We start from the raw sequence: 21,318 nt of genomic DNA, 5'->3' as shown, positions 1-21,318 counted from the left end.
GAGCCCGGTCTTCGCGCCCGCTACTCGATATCAGCCAGCTGGCACGCCGTTATGCGACGCATTCGCAACATGCGCCGGACAACGCTCAACATCACCCCGCGTGCAAAAGCTGCGATCGTTGCAAGCGCAATGATTGGCGCAGTTCGCTCATGTATTGCATCGACGCGGCATCACGCTCTCTGGAGGCATTGATTTGGCAAAAGAAGAACTGCTGGAACTGGACGGGATCGTCGACGAAGTGCTGCCGGACAGCAAATACCGCGTTACGCTCGAGAACGGCGTGGTGGTGAACGCGTATGCATCGGGTCGCATGCGCAAGAACCACATTCGCATTCTTGCCGGTGACCGGGTCACGCTCGAGTTGTCGGTCTACGATCTGACGAAAGGACGGATCAACTTCCGCCACAAGGATGAGCGCGCTCCTTCTGGAGCGCCGCAAGCAGGTTTTCGCCGCCGCTAAGCGCGCGAGGGCCTCAAACGCACGCCCGACTGGCATACGGCGCGGCGCTGCGTTTGACTTGCGGCCCACATCCAATGAAATCCAGCCAGGCACCGGACATTAATCGGTACCGCGCGGCGGCGTTTTGTTATGTGCGCGGTTACGTGCATGCCGTGCGAGGAACCGGTCGAGTTCGCCCGCGAACGCCTTGCTGTCGCGCGTGCTGAAGGGCGCCGGACCACCAGTATCGATACCCGCATTGCGCAGCTGGTCCATGACGTCGCGCATCGTCAAGCGCTCCTGAATATTCTCGCGCGTGAACCAGTTTCCGCGCGGATCGAGCGCATGGCCGCCCCGCTCCAATACCGCTGCGGCGAGCGGTATATCCGCGGTAATCACCAGATCTCCCGACACGACGAGCTCGACGATACGAGCATCGGCTGCATCGAAACCCGCAGGCACCTGAATCGCTTTGATAAAGGGAGACGGCGGCGTGCGCAAATATTGATTGGCAACCAGCGTCACCACGATTTCGGTGCGGCGCGCGGCCCGAAACAACATGTCCTTGATCATGGCAGGACACGCATCAGCGTCGACCAGCACTTGCATGCGGATAATCCCCAATCATAATGCGGCGATTATATATTCAGCGATCTTTGCATGAGCGGCGAGCAACAAGCGTTCGATGTGCTCGAATTGGGCCGCTGAGAGTTCCACCTCCGAGCCATAGCGCAAATAACCGATGTGAAGAGGCTAGTCGCCATCGGCATTGAGCGCCGCCATTCAATTATTCTGCAACTCGCGGCACGCGGCCATCGCGCGGATTTATCGTGCAGCCGTTCAGCGCCGCTCGGTAATCGGGCCGTCGGCGTCCACGCGCCCGACCGCGCCCGCCGGGCCGCCGACGTCGATCGGGCCCCGCGCTTCGAGATCGCCATGTACGATCAACGGACCATGCACAGTAAGCGGGCCATAGAACGTGTTGGCTCCCTGGCGCCTGTCCACGGCGGGATCATCGGGCGCAATCCTCTCGATGCGGGCTGCCTTGATCGGCCCTTTAGCATGGATATCGCCGGCCACCGCGAGCGGCCCATCAACGGTCAACGGCCCGCGCACGACGAGCGACCCAGAGATGCTGAGCGGCCCCGTGGCCACAGGTTCGGCATGCGCCGCCGAAGCGATGCCAATTGAAGACGCAAGCAGCATTGCGCATGCCGCCGCGCGCCGCGTCAGTCGCGATGCAGTGCCCGTCATTTCGAACCTCGCGATAAAGCGTGTCTGGTAGTTCGGACGGAGCAACTCGCGCGCCCGGCGTTGCATCAGCCATGCACTTCTTGCAGTTCCTCGATCTGGCGCTCGTACTCTTCCTTCATATCCTGCATGTTCGGTCGCACCGCATTCCCCATACCACCCCGGCCATCTTCGTCCTACGACCGCAGCTCAGCAAACTGTACGAACGAGCCGTGCCGCCAGCCGCGCGAGCCAACGTTATGTCCGAGGTCCCACGGCAGCCGGCATCTTCGGCCGCATCCCCAAGGTCTTACGCATGCAGACATCGTCACGCTGACGCTCCCAATGCGCGACCGCAACGGTAGCAACGGCATTGCCAATCATGTTGGTGGTAGCGCGGATCTCCGCGATGAAGCGATCGACGCCGAGAACGATCGCCGCGCCTTCGATCGGGATATGCTTGAAAGCGGCCAGGGTCGCTAGCAAGGTAATGAAACTCGCACCGGCGACACCCGCCATGCCTTTAGATGTGAGCATCGATATTCCGACCAGCACTGCCTGCTCCGTCAGCGATAAATGAATACCGAATGCCTGCGCGATAAACACCGCGCAAATCACTTGTGCCACGCAGGTTCCAGCAAGATTAAAGGTATAGCCCATCGGCATCACGACGCCCACCACGCCGGTCGGGCATCCCAAGGCTTCGAGCTTCTTCACGAGTTGCGGAAAGGCGGCTTCCGACGACACGGTCGCGATGACAAGCAGAATCTCGCCCCGAATATATTTGAGCAGGCGCCAGAGACTGACATCGCACATCACGCAAATGCCGCCGAGGATGACGACGATATAGACGAGCGTTGCCGCATAGACCGTGACGAGCAGCATCATCAGCGAATTCATCGTGGCGAAGCCGAACTTGCCAACGGCGTAGGCCATGGCACCAAACGCACCGATCGGCGCCAGACGCATAACGATTCGCACAATGCCGAACAAAGCACTGCTGATACCTTCAAAGAACTTGAACGCCGTCTCTCCAACCTGGCCCGCATGAGACAGCCCAATAGCGAACAAGGTCGAGAACAGCACGACCTGCAACATGTCTGCGTGCGTGAAGGCAGACACGGCGCTATCCGGAATAATATTCAGAAAAAATTCGGTCAGTCCGCCCGACGCATGCATCGAGCGTTCATATCCGGTAAGCACGCTTGAATCGATAGACGATGGCGTGAGGTTCAGTCCCGCCCCGGGTTGAATCAGGTTGACGGCCCATAGTCCCACCAGAAGCGCGATGGTCGTCGTCAGTTCGAACAGGATGATGGCCTTGCCACCGATACGGCCCAGGGCACCGGCCCCCCCCATCTCTTTCGCTCCCAGCACGATGGTGACGAAGATCAGCGGTGCCGTCACCATCTTGACCAGCTTGATGAACGCTGTGCTCAAAGGTGCGACGCTCTGGCCGAGGTGCGGATAGAAGTGTCCAAGCAGCGCGCCCGCAACGATTGCGATAAGGACCTGCACGTAAATTTGACGGAGAATCTTTCGCATGCTCGTCTCCTGGCACCTCGACGATGCCGATCTGTTATGGCTTGGTGATCATCAAGCGGAACAACGTGAAGGACCTGTTGTTTGATGGCCTTCACTGCGCGGCAGCGGGTTCGTTCGCGAGGGCTTTAAGCTGAATCAGCAGGTCGCGATTCACCGCGATGCCAGCGCGCTCGCTGCGCGTCGCGATCTCGCGTCGGCGATATCCTGGCAGTCTCACCTCAGGGTCAGCGAGCATCAATTCGATCAACGTCTCAATGCGCTCCTGGTAGACTTCCGTTCCTGCCAGCGCGTTGGGATCAATCAGCCAGAACAGATGCCCCACGCCCGAGCGCGGCCCCTCCTCCGTCAGGAACGAACCGGCCTCTGCGCCAAATTGCGCGCCCGAAAGCGAGACGGCGAGTAGTTCGACCATCAACGCGAGCATGGCGCCTTTAGCACCACCGAAGGGCAGCATCATGCCTTCGAGAGCTGCCCGGGCGTCAGTCGTCGGACTTCCGTCAGCGGCAGTCGCCCAGCCCTCGGGAATCGACGCGCCCTGACGCGCCGCCAGCATGATCTTTCCTCGGGCAACGTGCGAGAGCGAAAGGTCGATCAAAAGCGGTTCGCCATTGGCACGCGGAAAGACCGCGGCAATCGGATTGGTGCCGAACAGCGCGCGCGTGCCACCCCACGCGGGCATTGCGCCCGGCGCGTTGCTGAACGCGAGCCCTACGAGCCCTGCTTCGCCAACCGCTTCGAGATGGTACGCGCCCGCCCCGAAGTGATGACTGCGCGTCACGCTTGCGACTGCCGTGCCGAAATTGCGAGCCCGTTCGATGCCTGCCTCGATCGCCATCTCGCAGGCGCCGAACGCGAGGCCATCGGCAGCATCGACAAGAATCGCCGCGCCCTTGTCGCTCACGACGCGCGGCACCGCAGTCGCGCTAACGCGACCGTTGCGCAACTGTGCGAGGTACATCGGCAAGCGCGCCACGCCATGCGAGGCAAGGCCACGCGCGTCTGCATAAACGAGTGCTTTTGCGGCAGCGTGTGCCGTAGCTTTCGTCGTACCCGCCTCGAGGAGCGCCTTGCAGGCAAGTGACTGGAGGGCATCTACCGAGACGTTGATCTCGTCTTGTCCGTTCATTTTTGAATGTCCTGTGCAGGTTCGATCGTGATGCACACGTCGTCGGTTTTCGTGGCTGCCGCAGGTGGACAGGCGAGTGTCGCACGCGCTGCGTCGACGTCGAGCACCCCTTCCCAACGAGCAACCACCAGCGTTGCAACAGCGTTACCGATCATGTTGACAATCGCGCGAATCTCATTGAGGACACGGTCAATACCGATGATGAGCGTGATGCCCGCAACCGGAATGATGTTGTGCGACGACAAGGTGGCCGTCAGTGCAACAAGAGCTGCCCCCGCGACACCTGCACCGCCTTTCGAAGTAACGAGCAGGATCGCCAGAAGACCGATCTGTTGCATCAGCGTCAGATGCGTGTTGGTGGCCTGCGCAATGAAAAGCGAGGTCATCGTGAGATAGATCGCGGCACCGTCGAGGTTGAATGAATAACCCGTGGGCAACACGAGACCTACGACCGACTTCGGACATCCCAGGCGTTCGAGCTTTTCCATCAAACGTGGCAACACGGATTCCGTCGTCGACGTACCGAGAACGATCAGCAATTCTTCTCGCAGATACCTGAGGAGAGGCCAGAGCCCGACGCCGGCCCACCGGCATGCGGTACCGAGCACGATCGCAACGAACAAAATACTCGTCAGGTAGAAGCACAGAATGAGCAGGCCGAGTTGCTGCAATGCGCCGATTCCGTACTTGCCGACCGTGAATGCAATCGCGCCAAATGCACCAAGTGGCGCGAGCCGCATGATCATTTCAACGATGCGCATCAGCGCGTCGCCAAACTGTTCAATGCCCTGAGTGAGAAACTTGCTGCGCTCGGACATGAGCGAGAGCGCGACGCCAAATAGCACCGAAAACAACAGTACTTGTAACAGGTCACCGCGTGCGAAAGCGCCCACAACGGAGTTAGGCACGATCTCTTCAAGGAAGCTCTTCTGCCCTACCGTGTGTACTTCGGTGACGTAATGCGATACCGCACCGGCATCGAGTGTCTTCGGGTCGATGTTGAGGCCCACGCCGGGATGCACGACATTCGCGACGATCAAGCCGATCACGAGCGCGATCGTCGTCACCACTTCAAAGTACAGGATGGTCTTGAAGCCAACGCGCCCGACCTGCTTCAAACTTTCCATCCGTGCGATGCCGATGGACACCGTGCAGAAAATCAGAAGCGTGATCAACATCTTGATCAGGCGGATGAATGTATCGCCGAGCGGCTTGAACTGAACGCCGAATTTGGGTGAGAAATAGCCAACAAGAATGCCGGCGGCCAGGCCGATCAGAACCTGGACGTAGAGATGTTTGAGTACGCGCAAGATGGTATCTCCTCCACTTGCTGCACGATGACAAACGGGCGTGCGCTTGCGGTTCGCACGCCGCTTCTGGGTCGGCTTGCGAACCGGCGCGCGCACCGGACGGGGACTTCTGTCTGCCTCCTGCTTCTACGATCCTGCTTGTCCTGCTATGACGTCACGCGCTCTCGAACAAACGCGTCATCACGAACTCGCGATGGCCGAGCACTTCCGCTGCGGTCCAGCGTCCATTCGCTGTAGCAAGCATGCATTCGAGCAGCTTGTCGCCCGTTTCATCAAGGTTCTGCTCGCGTTGCAGGAGACCCGAAACGTCCACGTCGATGTGCTCGCTCATCGTCCGCACGGTGCGAGGATTTGCGCAGATCTTGATGACGGGCACAATTGCATTGCCAATCACATTGCCCTGCCCCGTGGGAAAGAAGTGAAGCGCGAAACCTGAGGCCGCACACAGCGTGACCATTTCCGCTGCAGCAGAAGACGAATCCATGAACCACAGGCCCGAATGCGTCGGTTCCTCGGCTTTGTCGAGCACCCCATCGACCATGCACTTCTTGCCGATCTTCTGGATATTGCCGAGCGCCTTTTCCTCAATCGTCGTGAGGCCGCCGGCGATATTGCCTTTTGTCGGCTGCGACTCGGAGAGGTCGTCGGTCTTCCAGCGGTTGATCATGTCCTGATAGCGGTCGAACATGAACTGAAAGCGCTCGCGCACGCTGTCGTTCGCGCAGCGGGCTGCAACGATCTGTTCGCCGCCGGTGAGTTCCGACGTCTCGCCGAACACGAGGGTATTGCCGAGACCGTAAAGCTTGTCGAACGCATTGCCGACGGTCGGATTCGCGCCGCAGCCCGAGGTCGTGTCCGATTCGCCGCATTTGGTCGACACCCAGAGCTCGCTGATCGGACATTCCTCGCGTTCAAGGGCGGTTGCGTACTGCACCATTTCCCTGGCAGCTTTCGATGCACGCAGGATGGTGTCGTGATCGCCGTGCAACTCGATGCCGAAACCCATGACGGGCTTGCCCGACTTCGCGATGCCGTCCACGACTCGCTTCGTCCAGCCTTCCTCGATCCCGATGACAACCACCGCCGCGACGTTCGGATTGGAGCCAGCGCCGATCAGCGTGCGGAAATGGAGGTCGAGGTCCGCGCCGAACTGCAGGCGCCCATAGGGATGCGGCACGGCCATCGTGCCCTTGATGGCGCTTTCGACTGCAAGCGCCGCTGCGTTGGACAGATCGTCCACCGGCAGGATGATGACGTGATTGCGCACGCCGACGCGGCCGTTTTCACGGCGGTAACCGCGGAAAGTGGTGTCCAGTTGAATCACGCTCATGGTGTCTCTCTCGATGTGGGGTGGAAGAAGGCTGACCGGCGATTGCGCTTACCAGCGCTTCGTCTTGATGTTGTGCACGTGCGCATGCTCGCCGGCCGTGATGGGAGCGACCACCTTTCCGATATCCACGCCGTACTTGAACACGGTGTCGCCCACGCTCATGTCTTTCAGCGCCACCTTGTGACCGATCGGAATGTCCTGCTTCGCGTTGACCGTGACGATCTCATCCTCATCCATGATCCACGCGTTCAGCTGCGAACCGGCCTTGATGCCCTCCACCACCGCGACACCGACCGTGTCTTTCGCTTCGTGCAGCACGATATGGATCGTCTTTCGTTCGCCCACACCGGACTCATTCGCCGCTCCGCTTGCTCCTGCTGTCACGTAACTCATGTGCTCCTCCTGGTTGGTGAGATCGGGGGAGCTCATCAATGCCCCCGTTGAAGCGGATACTAGGCCGGCATCCCATCCATGTCAACTAACTCATATATATGTGTTACATATGGTTTTCCCGGGGTACAATCAGGCCGTTCGAAGATCCATTCGAGGGCTCGTCGCAAAACGACTACAGGGAGGCGCGATGAACACGATCACGGCCATGCCGGCCACGTTGGGCGGCACACGGTACAAGGAGGTCAAGGAGGGCATCCTGGCGGCGCTGTCTGCGAAGGAATGGAAAGGCGGCGAGGCGATTCCATCGGAAAAGCGTCTGGCGGAGCGCTTCGGCGTGTCGATCGGCACGCTGCGCAAGGCCATCGACGAACTTTGCGCCGAGAACATTCTGATTCGTCATCAAGGGCTCGGAACATTCGTCGCGACGCATCGGCGCGACCGACATTTCTTTCGCTACTTCCGCGTGGTGCGTCGCGATGGCGAGCGCAGCTACCCGGTGGTCAAGCTGGTGAACTTCAAAAAGGGCAAGGCCTCACGCGTGATCGCGGCGAAGCTCAATATCGCGGAAGGCGCGCGCGTCTTCACGTTCATCAATGCCCTTGCGCTGCATGAGAAGGTCGTGATTGTCGAGACCATTACGCTGCCCGAAACCCTCTTCCCGACGCTCACCGAAGCGACGCTGCGGGACCGGAAAGACACGCTCTACAACTTCTACCAGGATGCGTTCGGCATCAATGTAGTGGACACCGATGAGCGCGTGCGCGTGTCTCAAGCGAGCGAGCTCGAAGGGACTTTGCTCGCGCTTGAGGCGGGCGCGCCGGTTCTCGAAGTTGAGCGGGTAGCACATTCCTATAACCAGAAACCCGTCGAGCACCGAATCTCGCACATCAACACGGAGCACTATGAATATCTGGCAAGCGTGGTGAAGAGCGGGTCCGATGCCTGAGCATTACCGACGAGGACCTTCGCGCCCTTCGAAACAGCCTCGTCGACCGCTCGCACAACCTGGCTGAGATAATGAGCCCCCTTCCCCCCATCCCAAGGAGCCACCGTGAGCCAAACCGCAACCTCGACCCCGCCCCACCCGGTGCGCCGCGTCGCGTTTCTGGGTCTCGGCGTGATGGGCTATCCGATGGCCGGTCATCTCGCGAAGGCCGGGCTCGACGTCACCGTCTACAACCGCACCGCGGCCAAGGCTGCGCAATGGATTGCCGAGCACGGTGGGCGCGCGGCCTCGACGCCGCGCGAAGCGGCCCAGGGCGCCGAGCTGGTGTTCGCCTGCGTCGGCAACGACGACGACTTGCGCAGCATTGTGCTCGGCCCGGACGGCGCATTCGCGGGCATGGCGCGCGACACCGTGTTCGTCGACCATACGACCGCCTCGGCCAACGTGGCGCGCGAGCTGTCCGCGAGCGCCGCACCGCTTGGCCTGCATTTCATCGACGCGCCGGTGTCGGGCGGCCAGTCGGGTGCGCAAAACGGCAAGCTCACGATCATGTGCGGCGGCGAAGCCGCGAGCTTCGCGCGCGTGGAGCCCACGCTCGCCCACTACGCGGTGGCCGTCACGCTGATCGGCGCGGCGGGCGCGGGGCAGCTCGCGAAGATGGTCAATCAAATTGCCGTGGCCGGCCTCGTTCAGGCGCTTTCAGAAGCAATCAACTTCGGCGAGCGCGCGGGCCTCGACATGGCGCTCGTGCTCGATGTGATCGGCAAGGGCGCGGCGGCGAGCTGGCAGATGAACAACCGCGGACAGACCATGATGGCGGGCAAGTTCGACTATGGTTTTGCCGTCGACTGGATGCGCAAGGATCTCGGCGTGTGTCTGGACGAAGCGAAGCGCAACGGCGCGGCGCTGCCGGTCACCGCGCTCGTCGACCAGTTCTACGGCGATGTGCAGCGCCTCGGCGGCAGCCGCTTCGATACGTCCAGCCTGATCTGGCGCCTGCGCAAGCTCGACGCCGGCGCGTGACGCGCAGGCGCGCGGCTGTTTTCGCCGTCGCACTGGCCGCGCACCTTCGGCGTCGATTGTTTGCTGAAGCGAACAATCCTCGACGCCGCCGATAAAAAGTGCACACGCGCGGTGCTATCATCGGCGGCATTTTCCGGTCTGGAAGGCAGGATCCGCTTTCATGGATACGCAGAAGGTCGAAGCGCTCTGGATGCATCTGCACTGGCTGAATGTGCTTGCGGCACAGGGCAGCTACACGGCGGCCGCCGCGCGTCTGGGCGTGAGCAAGGCCGCGATGAGCCAGCGCATTGCCGAACTCGAGCGCGTGGCCGGCGTCGCGCTCGTGCAGCGCACCACGCGCAGCGTGCGCTTCACCGAGGCAGGGCAGCGTCTCGTGGAAGAGACGCGCGAGGAATTCGAGCGCATCGCGACCAGCTTCGCGAGCGTGCGCGAAATGGCCGAGGTGCCGCGCGGCACCGTGCGCGTCACCGCACCGGTCGCGTTCTCACGCCAGCAACTCGTCCCGCGTCTCGCGCACTTTTCGCGGGAGAACCCCGAGGTGCGCGTGCAACTGGAGCTCTCCGACCGGCTCACTTCGATCGCCAGCGAAGGCTTCGACCTCGCGATCCGCCATAGCTCACAGGTGCCGGAAACGCACGTGGCGTGGAAGCTGTGCGACATCCGTTCGGTGATTGCCGCAACGCCCGCCTATCTGAAGAAGCACGGCATTCCGAAAACGCCGGCCGATCTCGCGGCGCACGACTGCCTCTATTACCCGCGCACCGTGGGTTCGGGCGTGTGGTCGTTCGAGAAGACGGGCCGCCGCGCGGTGCAGTCGCGCGTGAGCGTGACCGTGAACGGCCCGCTCGCGGCCAACAACAGCGAAGCCTTGCGCGACGCCGCGCTCGAGCATCTCGGCATCGTGCTGTTGCCGGACTTCAGCGCGCAATCCGCGTTGCAGGCGCGCAAGCTCGTTGTGCTGCTCCCCGGCTGGCGGCCGGTGGGGTTCGCCCCGCAGTTGCACGTGGTGCGCCCTTATGGCGTGCACGTGCCGCGAGCCGTCACGCGCTTTATCGAGTTTCTGCGACAGTCGTTCGAGGGCGGCTTCCCGCTCGAATGAGCGGGTCGTGCCATGAGCACCGCACGGCCGCGTGACCTCGACACCGCACGCACTACTTTGCCGATACGCGGCGCGCCGCGCGTTGCGGGAGCAGCATGATGCAAACCGCCATGAACGCAAACAGAATGCCAGAGGCGTAGAACCGGCTGACCTCGAAACCACCCTGCGCAATCGGCTTGTCGAGCAAGTCGCCGAGCGTCGCGCCGAGCGGGCGCGTCAGCACGAATGCCGCCCAGAACAGCGTCGTGCGCGAAACGCGGCGGGACAGCCAGAGCAGTCCAACCACGGCGATCCCCGCGCCGAAGATAGCAGCGCCCATTTCGTAGCCGAGCCCGATGCCGCCACGGTCCTCGCCCGCCACCCAATCGCCGAGCGCGGTGCCCAGTGTTTGCGAGAACAGAATCGTGGTCCAGTAAAACCACTCTACGCGCACCGTCGCCACGCTCTCGATCGAGACGGTCCCTTCCACGCGGTACCAGATTGCCAGGCTCGCGACGAGCAGAATGACGATGATCGTCACGCCGCCGGGGTAGCCGAGACCGAGCGAGCGGTCGCAGAAGTCGGCCAGCGTCGTGCCCAACGTGGTGGTTGCAACAATCGTGGCCCAATACAGTGACGGATGGAATTGTTTTGCGCGCACCTGCGCCGAAACCAGAACCACGAAGGCCGCGAAAAAGATCAGCGTGCCGACGAGATAACCGAGGTTCAGCGACATCGTGACCCAATCGCCCCCGGTCTCGCCGAGCGTGGTTGCGGCAATCTTGACGATCCAGAACCCGAGCGTGAGTTCGGGAACTTTGCTAAGCGCGTGCTCTGCCACGCCCTTGGCGGTGGAATTCATGGGCAGCTCTCCTGAGTGAATACCGCCGAATTCTATTCAACCCAGCCTTAACACCGCCTTAACGATCGTCAGATCCCTGCCATCGGCCGTGCAAACGGTGCCGTGCTACGCTGCGCACAGCGAGGGCTCGATCGAAGCACGGTTGCATCGGGCGAGCGACGCAATGACATCGCACCGCGTCGTGCGATCAATGGAGAGCCGAATAGTGATCAGCACAAAAAACACGTCGAAAAGCATTCGAGCCAGCACGAAGCATGCCGCGCCCACATCGCCGCGCCTCGAAAACATTCTTGCCATCGACATAGGCGGCACCGGCCTGAAGGCCGCGATCATCGATGCGGACGGCACGATGCGCACCGAACGCGTGCGCGTGGCGACGCCGCATCCTTGCCCGCCAGCGCTGCTCGTCGACACGCTCGATGCGCTCGTCAAGCCGCTGGTCGAACAGTATCCGCCCACGCACGTGTCGATCGGCTTTCCAGGTTTCGTGCGCGACAACCGTGTATTCACGGCGCCGCATCTCGGCGTAGAAGGCTGGAGCGACGTGCCGCTCGCGCAAATGCTTGGCGAACGCCTGGGCAATCCCTCGGTGCGCATGATCAACGATGCGGAAATGCAGGGCTTCGCCGCCATCGAAGGAAGCGGCCTCGAATTTGTCCTCACGCTCGGCACGGGCGCGGGCACAGCGATGTTCCGCGACGGCGAATTGATGCCGCATCTCGAACTCGCGCATCATCCGGTTAGCAAGAAGCGCGCGTACGACGAATATATCGGCGATGCCGCGCGCCGCAAGGTCGGCAACAAACGCTGGAACAAGCGCATCGAGAAAGTCATCGGCATTCTCGAATCGCTCGTGCACTACGACAAGCTGTGGATTGGCGGCGGCAATGCGGCGCGACTCACCTTCGAGCTGCCGCCGAACGTGGCAATCGTGCCGAACGAGCGCGGCATTGAAGGTGGCGCGCGGTTGTGGCATCCGCGTTCAGTGCGGCAAGCACGGTAACCAGGCGCGCTTGCAATGGCTGCGACGCCATTTACCAAGGATGACTGATTATTTCGATTGACAGGCGGCGTCGGCAGGAAGACGTCGCTACTGATTATCCAGACTAGGATCGAACTCCCGTTCGCCCTTTGCGCTTTGCTCGGCCATCGCACGCGAGAGCAGGTCCCTCGCCTCGCCGCTCGATGCATCGACGGTCAGTGCACGTCCCGCGTTGCGCCATGCGCACACCCAGTCGGCCTGGCGCGCGCACAGCCGCGCACTGCCCAGCAGCAAGTCACGATCTTGCTCGCGGGCAAGCAGCTCGGATTGCATTTGCAGCGCCTCGCCGTTGCCGGGCTGCTCGGCCAGCACGCTCATGATGGATCTGCGGGCCGGACCGAGATTGTTCTTGTCGAGGCTCGCTCGCGCGCCGGCAAGACTGCGGGAGATGTCCGCGCGCAGACTCGCATCGTGCTTCATGGCGGCCGCGCGCTCGTCGCGCAGGCTCTTGAGCGATGCGGCGCCCCGTGGCGCGGTTTCCGTATGCGAAGCGACTGCGTGACGAGGCGGCGACACCGGCGCAGCAGCGGGTGGCGGCGGCGCGGTCTGCGCGGACGGCATGGGCACGGCCACCGGAGACGGCATGGGCGCGGGCGGCGCGGCGGCGCTGGGCGGGGCGTGAGCGGGCTCGTTGGCGGCCACCGTCGCCGATTCCTGCGGCGTGCCCGCAACGGCCCCCTGAGCCACCTGAGCCTCGGGGGCTCCATCCCCGCCATTGCGATGCGAAAGCACGTAGCCGGCGAAAACCGACACGAACACGGCCACGGTCGCGAACGCATATAGATACGAACGCCGGTGATGGGCCTCGCGTTCCTCATAGGGACGATCGGCCCGCATCGGCTCGCGCGGCGACGCGCCCAGTTGGCTCGCGCCGCAATGGGGGCAAAAATTCAGCGGCCCTGCAAGCCTGGCCCCACAACTGGAACACTGCCGCGGGCCAGCGTTGCCGGAGCCTGGCTCTTTACGCATAGGAATGCTGCGCCGTGAAACGACGGATAGCGGTCGAAAAATTCATATTGAATATGAACTACTTCGCCGCGAAGATCAACCAGCGGATCCGGCACCACAATCGACCTGTAACGTTCCCTTTGTCGAAGACCTTGAATCTGCCCAGTTCGCGCATTGTCATCGCTATCCGTTCTATTACTACCATCAACTCAGAAGCCAATGTCGTCTAGTCAATACCGCCCTTTCTTTCGGGGAAGACTGTGCATTACATCGGGAAGCTTGCCGGGGCGGGAGTAAATATCCAATAGCCCCATGCTACATGGTCTTTTTGACGCCCAGGGATATACCCTGGGTTGATGACAATTTCTGGGAAACCACTTGCATCTATTAATTTGTTACAGCATCTTGACTAGACAAGATGCGCGACACAATGCTGCGCACCTGGCCCCCGTCTTTTGCGATCAAAGGAGTGTCGATATGCAGGCGAAGTACAGCAAGTTGGCTAAGGGATTAATTAGTGCTGCGCTCGGCGCTGCGATTTTCGGCGGTGGCGCGCAAGCCAAAGACTGGACAACCGTCACGATCGCCCTGGAGGGCGGCTATGCGCCATGGAATATGACTTTGCCGGGAGGCAAGCTGGGCGGGTTCGAACCGGAACTGGCCGCGAATCTGTGCGCACGAGCACAGTTAAAGTGCAATCTGGTGGCGCAGGACTGGGACGGCATGATTCCCGGCCTGCAGGCTGGTAAGTTCGACGTCCTGATGGATGCGATCTCGATCACGCCCGAGCGCGAAAAGATCATTGCATTCTCGAAGCCATATGCGGCCACGCCGGCAACTTTCGCGGTCACCAATACCAAGATTCTCCCCAATGCGGCGGCCGGTGCTCCGGCGCTGAAACTCGATACCGACGCAAAGTCCAATGCGCCCGCGATACAGACGCTGCGCACCGCGTTCAAGGGCAAGACGATCGGGATTCAGTCCGGCACCGTCTATACGCGCTTCATCAACGAAAACTTTAAGGACGTCGCGTCGGTCCGCGTGTACAAGACCTCGCCCGAACGCGACCTCGATCTGGCCAACGGCCGTATCGACGCGTCGTTCGACGACGTGACCTACTACGCCGCGAACGCCGAAAAGAAGGAAGCCGTGCCCACCGTGACGGTTGGCCCGAAGATTGGCGGTCCGATCTGGGGACCGGGCGAAGGCCTGGCGTTCCGTAAGCAGGACGCCGACCTGAAAGCAAAGTTCGACGCGGCAATTACCGCGGCGATTGCCGACGGTACCGTGAAAAAACTCTCGATCAAGTGGTTCAAGACCGACGTGACGCCCTGAGCGGCGCTTACGGCCTCGCCGCGCCCATCGCATCCACGATGTGATGCTGCGCGGCATCGTTTATCTGGCTTGCGTGGGATGGAGTTTATGGCTCTCTTTGAAATGCTCGGCTTCGGGACCGAAGGTTGGGGCAACGTGCTGTTGCTCGGCGCACTGATGACGGTGGTGCTGACGCTCGCGGCACTTGCGATCGGCGCGGTGTTCGGGGCGCTCGTTGCGGCTGCGAAGCTCTCGCGCTTTCGCACGGCTCGCGTGATTGGGGACTTCTATACGACCGTGTTTCGCGGCGTCCCGGAACTGCTCGTCATCTACTTGTTCTATTTCGGAGGCTCGACGCTCGTGTCTTCGATCGGCCAATGGTTCGGTGCCGACGGCTTCATCGGCGTGCCACCGTTCGTGATCGGTGCGTTCGCCGTGGGCATGATATCCGGCGCGTATCAGGCGGAGGTCTATCGCTCCGCCGTGCTGGCTGTTTCGCGTGGAGAGCTGGAGGCGGCGCGGTCCATCGGCATGCCGACGCTTGTCATGGCGCGCCGCATCCTGATTCCCCAGGTTCTGCGTTTCGCATTGCCAGGCATCGGCAATGTCTGGCAGCTCAGCCTCAAGGACTCCGCGCTCATTTCCGTTACCGGGCTCGCCGAGTTGCTGCGCGCAAGCCAGGTGGCGGCGGGATCGACGCATCAGTACTTCCTTTTCTTCGTGGTGGGCGGCGTGCTGTACCTCGCCATGACCGGTGTGTCGAACCGCGTGTTCGGCCGTGCGGAGGCGTACGTGGGCCGCTCCTTCAAGCGCAACTTCGCGCGCAACTGACGCACGGATCCCATCGTCATGCATATCGATTTCGAGTTCCTTCTCGACACCCTGCGCCAGTTAATCGGTGCCGTGCCGACCACGCTGGGGTTGTTTTTCGCCTCGCTCGTCATAGGCGGTCTTCTGTCGCTCGTGATCGTCACGATGCGCGTGTCGCCGCACTGGCTGCCCAACCGCTTCGCACGCGCCTACATTCTGGTGTTCCGCGGCTCGCCGCTCCTGATCCAGATGTTTCTCGTCTATTACGGGCTCGGGCAATTCGGCGTAATCCGCGAGAGCTTCCTGTGGCCCGTGCTCCGCGAGCCATATGTCTGTGCCGTCCTCTCGCTCGCGCTCTGCACGGCCGGCTACACGGCGGAGATCATTCGCGGAGGCCTGATGGCCGTGCCGGTGGGCCAGATCGAGGCGGGCTACGCAATCGGCCTCTCGGGCTTCGCGCTGTTGCGCCGCGTGATTGGACCTATCGCTCTGCGCCAGTGCCTGCCCGCGTATTCGACCGAAGCCGTGCTGCTCGTCAAGTCGACGGCGCTCGCGAGTCTCGTCACCGTGTGGGAAGTCACCGGCGTCGCGCAGCAGATCATCCAGCAGACCTACCGCACGACGGAGGTCTTCACCTGCGCCGCACTGATTTATCTGCTCCTGAATTTCCTCGTAGTCCGAATCATCGGCTTCCTTGAGCATCGCCTGTCGCGCCACTTGCGTGCCGCGCCGACGGTCGCCAGCCGTCCCGCCACGGCCCTCGAAACCCGCCGCGCCGCCTCGTGATCGGCCATCCCATTCGGAGAAACGTATGAACGCAGCCGCACCGGTCGCCTTGTCCGTGAAAAACATCCACAAGTCTTTCGGCGACCATCATGTCCTCAAGGGTATTTCGCTCGACGCCCATGAAGGTGATGTCATTTCGATCCTCGGCGCGAGCGGGTCAGGCAAAAGCACCTTCCTGCGCTGCCTGAACCTGCTGGAGATGCCCGACGATGGTTCCGTCTCGCTCGCGGGAGAAGAGCTGAAGATGAAACGCCGCCGCGACGGCAAGCTGCAACCCGACGACCGCCGCCAGGTGGACCGCGTGCGCTCGCAGCTCGGCATGGTCTTTCAGAACTTCAATCTCTGGTCGCATATGACCGTGATCGAAAATCTGATCGAAGGTCCCATGCGCGTGCAAAAGCGCAGCCGTGCCGAAGCCGTCGAAGAGGCCGAGGCGCTGCTCGCGAAGGTGGGGCTTGCCGACAAGCGCGGCCACTATCCGGCGCACCTTTCGGGTGGCCAGCAGCAGCGCGTGGCGATCGCACGCGCGCTCGCGATGCATCCGAAGGTGATGTTGTTCGACGAGCCGACTTCGGCGCTCGATCCCGAACTCGTCGGTGAAGTGCTGCGCGTGATGCGCGCGCTCGCCGACGAAGGGCGCACGATGCTTGTTGTCACGCATGAGATGGGTTTTGCGAAGCACGTCTCCAATCGCGTGATGTTCCTGCACCAGGGCCAGGTGGATTCGGACGGCACGCCGCAGGAGGTCTTCGGCGAACTGAAGTCGGAGCGCTTTCGCCAGTTCGTGTCGAGCCATCAGGATCGCAACGCGCATTGAGCTACCCACAAGGATCATCCATGTCCGTCACTCGTTCAGACCGCCCTCTGGATTGGCGCGAAATCTGCGAAGTTGCTGCAGGCGCGCCGCTCGAACTTTCGGCGCAAGCTCGGGAACGTATCGGCGCCGCGCGTGCACTGGTCGAGCAGATCATTGCACGTGGCATCCGGGCCTATGGGGTGAACACGGGCGTCGGCGCATTGTGCGACGTCGTGGTATCGCCGATCGAGCAGCACGACCTTTCGCATAACATCTTGATGAGTCACGCGGTGGGCGTAGGTGCGCCGCTCGGCCCGCAGGAAACGCGCGCGATCATGGCTGCGGCCATCAACAACTATGCGCATGGGCACTCAGGCGTGCGTGTGGAGGTGGTCGAGCGGCTCGCGGCGCTGCTCGAGGCGGATTGCCTGCCCGAAGTGCCCGCGCTCGGCTCGGTCGGCTATCTGAGCCATATGGCGCATATTGCGCTGGTGTGCGTGGGCGCCGGTCACGTCAACTGGCGCGGCGAGCGCATGGCCGGCAGCGAGGCGCTGCGACGGCTCGGCCTCGAGCCCCTGAAGCTGGAGGCGAAGGAAGGCCTGAGCCTCGTGAACGGCACGCCCTGCGTGACCGGGCTCGCGGCGCTCGCGCTGCAGCGCGCGCACTGGCTGCTCGACTGGGCGGACGCCGTGGCGGCGATGAGCTTCGAGAACCTTGGCGGACAAATGGCGGCCTTCGACGCCGGATCGCTTGCCTTTCGGGTTTCGCCGGGGCTCGCCCTGGTCGGCGCGCGCATGCGTGCGGCATTGGCCGGCAGCGGCCTGCTGGCCGCGTCGCTCGGTCGCCGTACGCAGGACCCGCTCAGTATGCGGACCATTCCGCACGTCCACGGCGCCGCCCGCGACGTGCTGGCCGCCACCGAAGAAGTCGTGAACCGCGAACTGGCCTCCACGACGGACAATCCCATCGTGGTGGGAACGCAACAAGAGCCACAGGTGTACTCGCAGGCGCACGCGGTAGGCGCATCGATCGCGCTCGCGATGGACAGTCTCGCCGCCGCGCTCGCCCAGGTGGCCGCCATGGCCGAGCGGCGCCTGGACCGTCTCGTGAACCCGCTCGTGAGCGGACTGCCCGCGTTTCTTACCGATGCGAGCGGCACGCGCTCGGGCTTCATGATTGCGCAGTACACCGCGGCCTCACTCGTTGCGCAGAACCGGCGCGAAGCCGCCCCCGCGAGCCTCGATGGCGGTGTGACGTCGGGACTGCAGGAGGACCACCTCTGTCATGCGACACCGGCCGCGCTCAAAGCGCTCACGGTCATCGAAAACAGCAGCCGCATTCTGGGCATCGAACTGCTGGCGGCCGCGCAAGCGTACGATCTGCAGTCCGTTTCGGCCGCGCGCGCGCCGTACACGGAGCGGCTCTACGCACAGGTTCGCGGCCTCTTGCCGACGTATCGCGACGACCGCCCGCTTGCGGAGGACATGACGCTGGCGTTTCACATGATCGCCGATGGCGGCCCGCCACCGCTGCCCGACCCTTTGCCAGTGCCCGCGACGACTGAACGCTGGACGCCGGCTCCGATCGAGCCGGTGGCAGACGGAACCGCCGCGCCAGCCAACGATGCGCTACCTGGTGCGGTCGGCACTTGAGCAGGTCTTGAGGATGACGAAGGAACGATTCACCGCGATTTAACCGAGGGGGGGCAACGGCAGCCATGAGCACAACAATGCGGGTAGAAGCCGAGACAAACCAGGCGGCGACGCAGCGCAAGATCGCTCCTCCGTACGAGCAGATCAAGCGATACGTCATCGAGCGCATCGCCGATGGCACGTGGCGGCCCGGTGATGCCATCCCGTCGGAGACCGAGTTCGTCAAGGAATTCGGCGTCGCGCGCATGACGGTCTCGCGCGCGTTGCGCGAATTGACCGCGCAACGCGTGGTCACGCGTGTGCAGGGCTCGGGCACCTATGTCGCGCCGCGCGATTATGAATCCACGGTGCTTGATGTTCGCAACATCGCGAACGAGATCGCTTCACGCGGGCATCGCCATGATGCGCGTGTGATCGCGCTGGAAGCCAGCAACGCGCCGACCGCGATTGGCGAGCTCGATCTGGCCAAGGGGCCGGTCTTTCATTCCGTCATCGTGCACATGGAGGAAAGCGAGCCGATCCAGTACGAGGACCGCTACGTCAATCCGCGGGTATTCCCACAGTATCTGGAGCAGGACTTCACACTGGAGACACCGAACAATTACATGGTGCGCCTCGCGCCGATCCAGCGCGCGGAGTTCCGCATCTATGCACGTAAGCCCGATGCGCAGATTCGCCGTCATCTGGCGATGGAGATCGGTGAGCCTTGCCTGTTGCTCTGGCGCCGTACCTGGGTGGGCGATGCAGTCGCGACCGCCGTGCAGCTCTGGCACCCGGCGTCACGATTTCACCTCGCTGGCGCGGTTTGAGACGCCTGTCACCGCGGGTTGTCGCTGAGCAGCGCCACCAGCCGCTTGATGTCGGCACGCTCCGACTTGGCGCCTGAAAGGAAGGCGCAGTATGGATGCCCCAGTGGAAGCGACATCGACGACAATGCAATCAAGCGGCCCGCCTCCAGGTCCGCTCGCGCCATGACCCGCTGACCGAGCGCGATGCCCAGCCCTAACCTCGCCGACGAAATCGCCAGACTGGAAAGCCCGACCCGCCGCCCACGCGAGGGATCGGGATGCGTGCCGTTGCCAAACTTCCCGAACCAGTCGCTCCATGTGGGATGAGAGGCGTAATTCGGTCCCCAGTTGGTGTGGATAAACATGCTCTCGTGCATCAGAGCAAGGTCGAATTCGTTGTTGCCATGCTTGTACCAGAAGTCCGGCGCGCAAACCGGCAGCACCTCGTCGTGGACGAGCGGGATCGCCGCAAGCGTCGGGTAATGGTAGTCGCCATAGCTGATCCGGAGATCGATATCCTGGCGCACCACGTCGACCGGATCGTCCTCGACGCGAATATCGATCGCCATCTGAGGAAAATGATGGAGCAGCTCGGCGAGTTTGGGCGCCAGCCAGGTTTCCGCGAGTGAGGCCGGTACGCTGACGGCGAGTCGCATACGCATCTCGCCCTCCAGAATACGCACGGTCATTGCAGCGATATCATTCAGCGCACGCGCGGTCTGGGGATAAATCGCGAGCCCGGCATCGGTTAGCGTAATGCGATTGCCGGTGCGCACAAAAAGCTGCTTGCCCAAATACTCCTCGAGATTTCGCACCTGTTGACTCACGGCCGCCGCCGACACCCCGAGTTCAGTCGCCGCCATGGCGAACGCACCCATCCGCGCCGCCACCTCGAATGCCTTGACCGCGTTCAAGGGAGGAAGTCTCGACATCTCGCGTCTCCAGCAAAAGTTTTTCTATTTGTAGGCTAACAATTTACGCCGTTGAAAGAAAGATTTTTTCAATATATCTTTTCCTCTCACTATCTGAAGAGGCGAATATGCGGCACATTTTGAATCTTGATCGTCACCCGCTGGATCGAATTGGAAGCCCCGAATGGCAGAATCTGGTTGACCGCTCGATTGCCGATCTGGCAGCGAACGGAATGTTCAATCTCGAAGGACTGCTTTTGCCCGGCGTGGCGGAAAAAGCCGTTGCCGAGATTCAGCCCGTGATGGATACGAAGTCCCATACCCACAAACGGTCGCACAACATCTACTTCAAGCCCGAAATTCCGGAGCTCTATGCGGGCCACCCGGCGCTTCGCGAGGTTGAAACCGTTAGCCACACCGTTTGCGCCGACCAGATTCCCGAGAGCATCGTGCTGGCGATATACGAGTACGCACCCCTTGCTCATTTTCTCGCGGCGACCATGGGGAAGCGCTCGCTTCACGTGATGCAGGACCCGCTCGCGCGTGTGAATGTCATGTCGTACCGCGAGAGCGAGACTTTGAACTGGCATTTTGACCGTGCGGAATTTACGACCACGTTGTTGTTGCAAGAGCCGGAAGCGGGCGGGGAATTCGAATACCGCTCAGACCTGCGCTCGGACGACGATCCGAACTACGACGGTGTCGCCAGGCTTCTTGAAGGGCGTGACCCGCACGTCAAAACCCTCAGGCTCAAGGCCGGGAACCTCAACGTGTTCAGAGGCAAGAACACGGCGCACCGCGTCACGAGCGTGCGCGGAATTCGCGAGAGGATGATTGCTGTCTTTTCCTACTATGAAAAATCGGGTGTCGTGTTTAGCGACGAAGAAAAGCTCGGGTTTTACGGGCGCGCGGCCTAGCGGTTATCGGCAAACGTGAGCCAACGGCCCGATCAATTCAATTTGGATAACGAAATTAAATCACGAGAAATT

At 62.1% G+C, this 21,318-nt stretch carries 22 protein-coding genes; 12 read left to right on the top strand and 10 right to left on the bottom strand.

Annotated features, from left to right (window positions below):
- Positions 1-193: 193 nt before the first annotated feature.
- Positions 194-460 (top strand): translation initiation factor IF-1, encoded by a 267-nt coding sequence (gene infA, locus PWP93_RS24275; protein WP_421028025.1) that lies wholly within the window; start codon positions 194-196, stop codon positions 458-460.
- A 99-nt stretch (positions 461-559) separates the two neighbouring features.
- Here infA and PWP93_RS24270 read toward each other — a convergent pair whose 3' ends face one another.
- The 7 genes from PWP93_RS24270 to PWP93_RS24240 form a co-directional block, all read right to left on the bottom strand.
- Positions 560-1,048 carry a YaiI/YqxD family protein gene (locus PWP93_RS24270; protein WP_421046337.1) on the bottom strand — a complete coding sequence of 163 codons (489 nt, stop codon included), beginning with the start codon at positions 1,046-1,048 and terminating at the stop codon, positions 560-562.
- Positions 1,049-1,279: 231 nt separating this feature from the next.
- Positions 1,280-1,693 (bottom strand): hypothetical protein, encoded by a 414-nt coding sequence (locus tag PWP93_RS24265; RefSeq protein WP_421046336.1) that lies wholly within the window; start codon positions 1,691-1,693, stop codon positions 1,280-1,282.
- Between the two features lie 234 nt (positions 1,694-1,927).
- On the bottom strand, positions 1,928-3,214 hold the full coding sequence (locus PWP93_RS24260) for a cation:dicarboxylate symporter family transporter (RefSeq protein WP_421046335.1): 1,287 nt from the start codon (positions 3,212-3,214) through the stop codon (positions 1,928-1,930).
- Between the two features lie 91 nt (positions 3,215-3,305).
- Positions 3,306-4,340 (bottom strand): Ldh family oxidoreductase, encoded by a 1,035-nt coding sequence (locus PWP93_RS24255; protein ID WP_421046334.1) that lies wholly within the window; start codon positions 4,338-4,340, stop codon positions 3,306-3,308.
- Positions 4,337-5,650 (bottom strand): C4-dicarboxylate transporter DctA, encoded by a 1,314-nt coding sequence (gene dctA / locus PWP93_RS24250; RefSeq protein WP_421027575.1) that lies wholly within the window; start codon positions 5,648-5,650, stop codon positions 4,337-4,339. Before dctA ends, PWP93_RS24255 begins: the two co-directional genes overlap by 4 nt.
- A gap of 154 nt (positions 5,651-5,804) precedes the next feature.
- A complete protein-coding gene (locus tag PWP93_RS24245) occupies positions 5,805-6,980 on the bottom strand; it encodes a UxaA family hydrolase (RefSeq protein ID WP_421027574.1) in 1,176 nt (391 codons plus the stop codon).
- A 48-nt stretch (positions 6,981-7,028) separates the two neighbouring features.
- Entirely contained in the window at positions 7,029-7,298 is a 270-nt protein-coding gene (locus tag PWP93_RS24240; RefSeq protein WP_421028024.1) for a UxaA family hydrolase, read from the bottom strand.
- A 262-nt stretch (positions 7,299-7,560) separates the two neighbouring features.
- On the opposite strand from PWP93_RS24240, the gene PWP93_RS24235 reads away from it, so the two are divergent.
- From PWP93_RS24235 to PWP93_RS24225, 3 genes are all read left to right on the top strand, one after another.
- A complete protein-coding gene (locus PWP93_RS24235; protein WP_421027573.1) occupies positions 7,561-8,319 on the top strand; it encodes a GntR family transcriptional regulator in 759 nt (252 codons plus the stop codon).
- 105 nt (positions 8,320-8,424) lie between these two features.
- Positions 8,425-9,342 carry an NAD(P)-dependent oxidoreductase gene (locus tag PWP93_RS24230; RefSeq protein WP_421046333.1) on the top strand — a complete coding sequence of 306 codons (918 nt, stop codon included), beginning with the start codon at positions 8,425-8,427 and terminating at the stop codon, positions 9,340-9,342.
- A gap of 160 nt (positions 9,343-9,502) precedes the next feature.
- Complete coding sequence (locus PWP93_RS24225; protein WP_421046332.1) at positions 9,503-10,441, top strand: LysR family transcriptional regulator; 939 nt, start codon at positions 9,503-9,505, stop codon at positions 10,439-10,441.
- 52 nt (positions 10,442-10,493) lie between these two features.
- Here the strand turns inward: PWP93_RS24225 and PWP93_RS24220 are convergent, their stop codons facing one another.
- The gene (locus tag PWP93_RS24220; protein WP_421046331.1) at positions 10,494-11,282 is read right to left on the bottom strand and encodes a hypothetical protein; all 789 of its coding nucleotides are present in this window, start codon (positions 11,280-11,282) and stop codon (positions 10,494-10,496) included.
- A gap of 235 nt (positions 11,283-11,517) precedes the next feature.
- On the opposite strand from PWP93_RS24220, the gene PWP93_RS24215 reads away from it, so the two are divergent.
- Positions 11,518-12,285 (top strand): ROK family protein, encoded by a 768-nt coding sequence (locus PWP93_RS24215; RefSeq protein WP_421046982.1) that lies wholly within the window; start codon positions 11,518-11,520, stop codon positions 12,283-12,285.
- A gap of 87 nt (positions 12,286-12,372) precedes the next feature.
- Here the strand turns inward: PWP93_RS24215 and PWP93_RS24210 are convergent, their stop codons facing one another.
- Positions 12,373-13,161: a hypothetical protein gene (locus PWP93_RS24210; RefSeq protein WP_421046330.1), complete on the bottom strand. Its 789-nt coding sequence runs from the start codon at positions 13,159-13,161 to the stop codon at positions 12,373-12,375.
- A gap of 588 nt (positions 13,162-13,749) precedes the next feature.
- On the opposite strand from PWP93_RS24210, the gene PWP93_RS24205 reads away from it, so the two are divergent.
- The 6 genes from PWP93_RS24205 (at position 13,750) to hutC (ending at position 19,439) form a co-directional block, all read left to right on the top strand.
- Positions 13,750-14,607: a transporter substrate-binding domain-containing protein gene (locus PWP93_RS24205; protein ID WP_421046329.1), complete on the top strand. Its 858-nt coding sequence runs from the start codon at positions 13,750-13,752 to the stop codon at positions 14,605-14,607.
- Positions 14,608-14,694: 87 nt separating this feature from the next.
- Positions 14,695-15,417, top strand: coding sequence for an ABC transporter permease (locus PWP93_RS24200; protein ID WP_421027567.1), 723 nt, complete (start codon positions 14,695-14,697; stop codon positions 15,415-15,417).
- 18 nt (positions 15,418-15,435) lie between these two features.
- Positions 15,436-16,182, top strand: a complete 747-nt coding sequence (locus PWP93_RS24195) for an ABC transporter permease (protein WP_421046328.1) — start codon at positions 15,436-15,438, stop codon at positions 16,180-16,182.
- 25 nt (positions 16,183-16,207) lie between these two features.
- Complete coding sequence (locus tag PWP93_RS24190; protein ID WP_421027565.1) at positions 16,208-16,999, top strand: ABC transporter ATP-binding protein; 792 nt, start codon at positions 16,208-16,210, stop codon at positions 16,997-16,999.
- A 20-nt stretch (positions 17,000-17,019) separates the two neighbouring features.
- Entirely contained in the window at positions 17,020-18,630 is a 1,611-nt protein-coding gene (locus PWP93_RS24185; protein WP_421046327.1) for an aromatic amino acid ammonia-lyase, read from the top strand.
- Between the two features lie 77 nt (positions 18,631-18,707).
- On the top strand, positions 18,708-19,439 hold the full coding sequence (hutC, locus tag PWP93_RS24180; RefSeq protein WP_421046326.1) for a histidine utilization repressor: 732 nt from the start codon (positions 18,708-18,710) through the stop codon (positions 19,437-19,439).
- Positions 19,440-19,447: 8 nt separating this feature from the next.
- Here hutC and PWP93_RS24175 read toward each other — a convergent pair whose 3' ends face one another.
- Entirely contained in the window at positions 19,448-20,350 is a 903-nt protein-coding gene (locus PWP93_RS24175; RefSeq protein WP_421046325.1) for a LysR substrate-binding domain-containing protein, read from the bottom strand.
- 107 nt (positions 20,351-20,457) lie between these two features.
- On the opposite strand from PWP93_RS24175, the gene PWP93_RS24170 reads away from it, so the two are divergent.
- Positions 20,458-21,246 carry a HalD/BesD family halogenase gene (locus PWP93_RS24170; RefSeq protein WP_421046324.1) on the top strand — a complete coding sequence of 263 codons (789 nt, stop codon included), beginning with the start codon at positions 20,458-20,460 and terminating at the stop codon, positions 21,244-21,246.
- Positions 21,247-21,318: the final 72 nt, after the last annotated feature.

Origin of the sequence: Paraburkholderia sp. A1RI-2L (assembly GCF_048957375.1) — a bacterium.
Classification (GTDB): domain Bacteria; phylum Pseudomonadota; class Gammaproteobacteria; order Burkholderiales; family Burkholderiaceae; genus Paraburkholderia.
The sequence above is the reverse complement of the archived record's forward strand: the minus strand, read 5'-3'. Positions and strand labels throughout refer to the sequence as shown.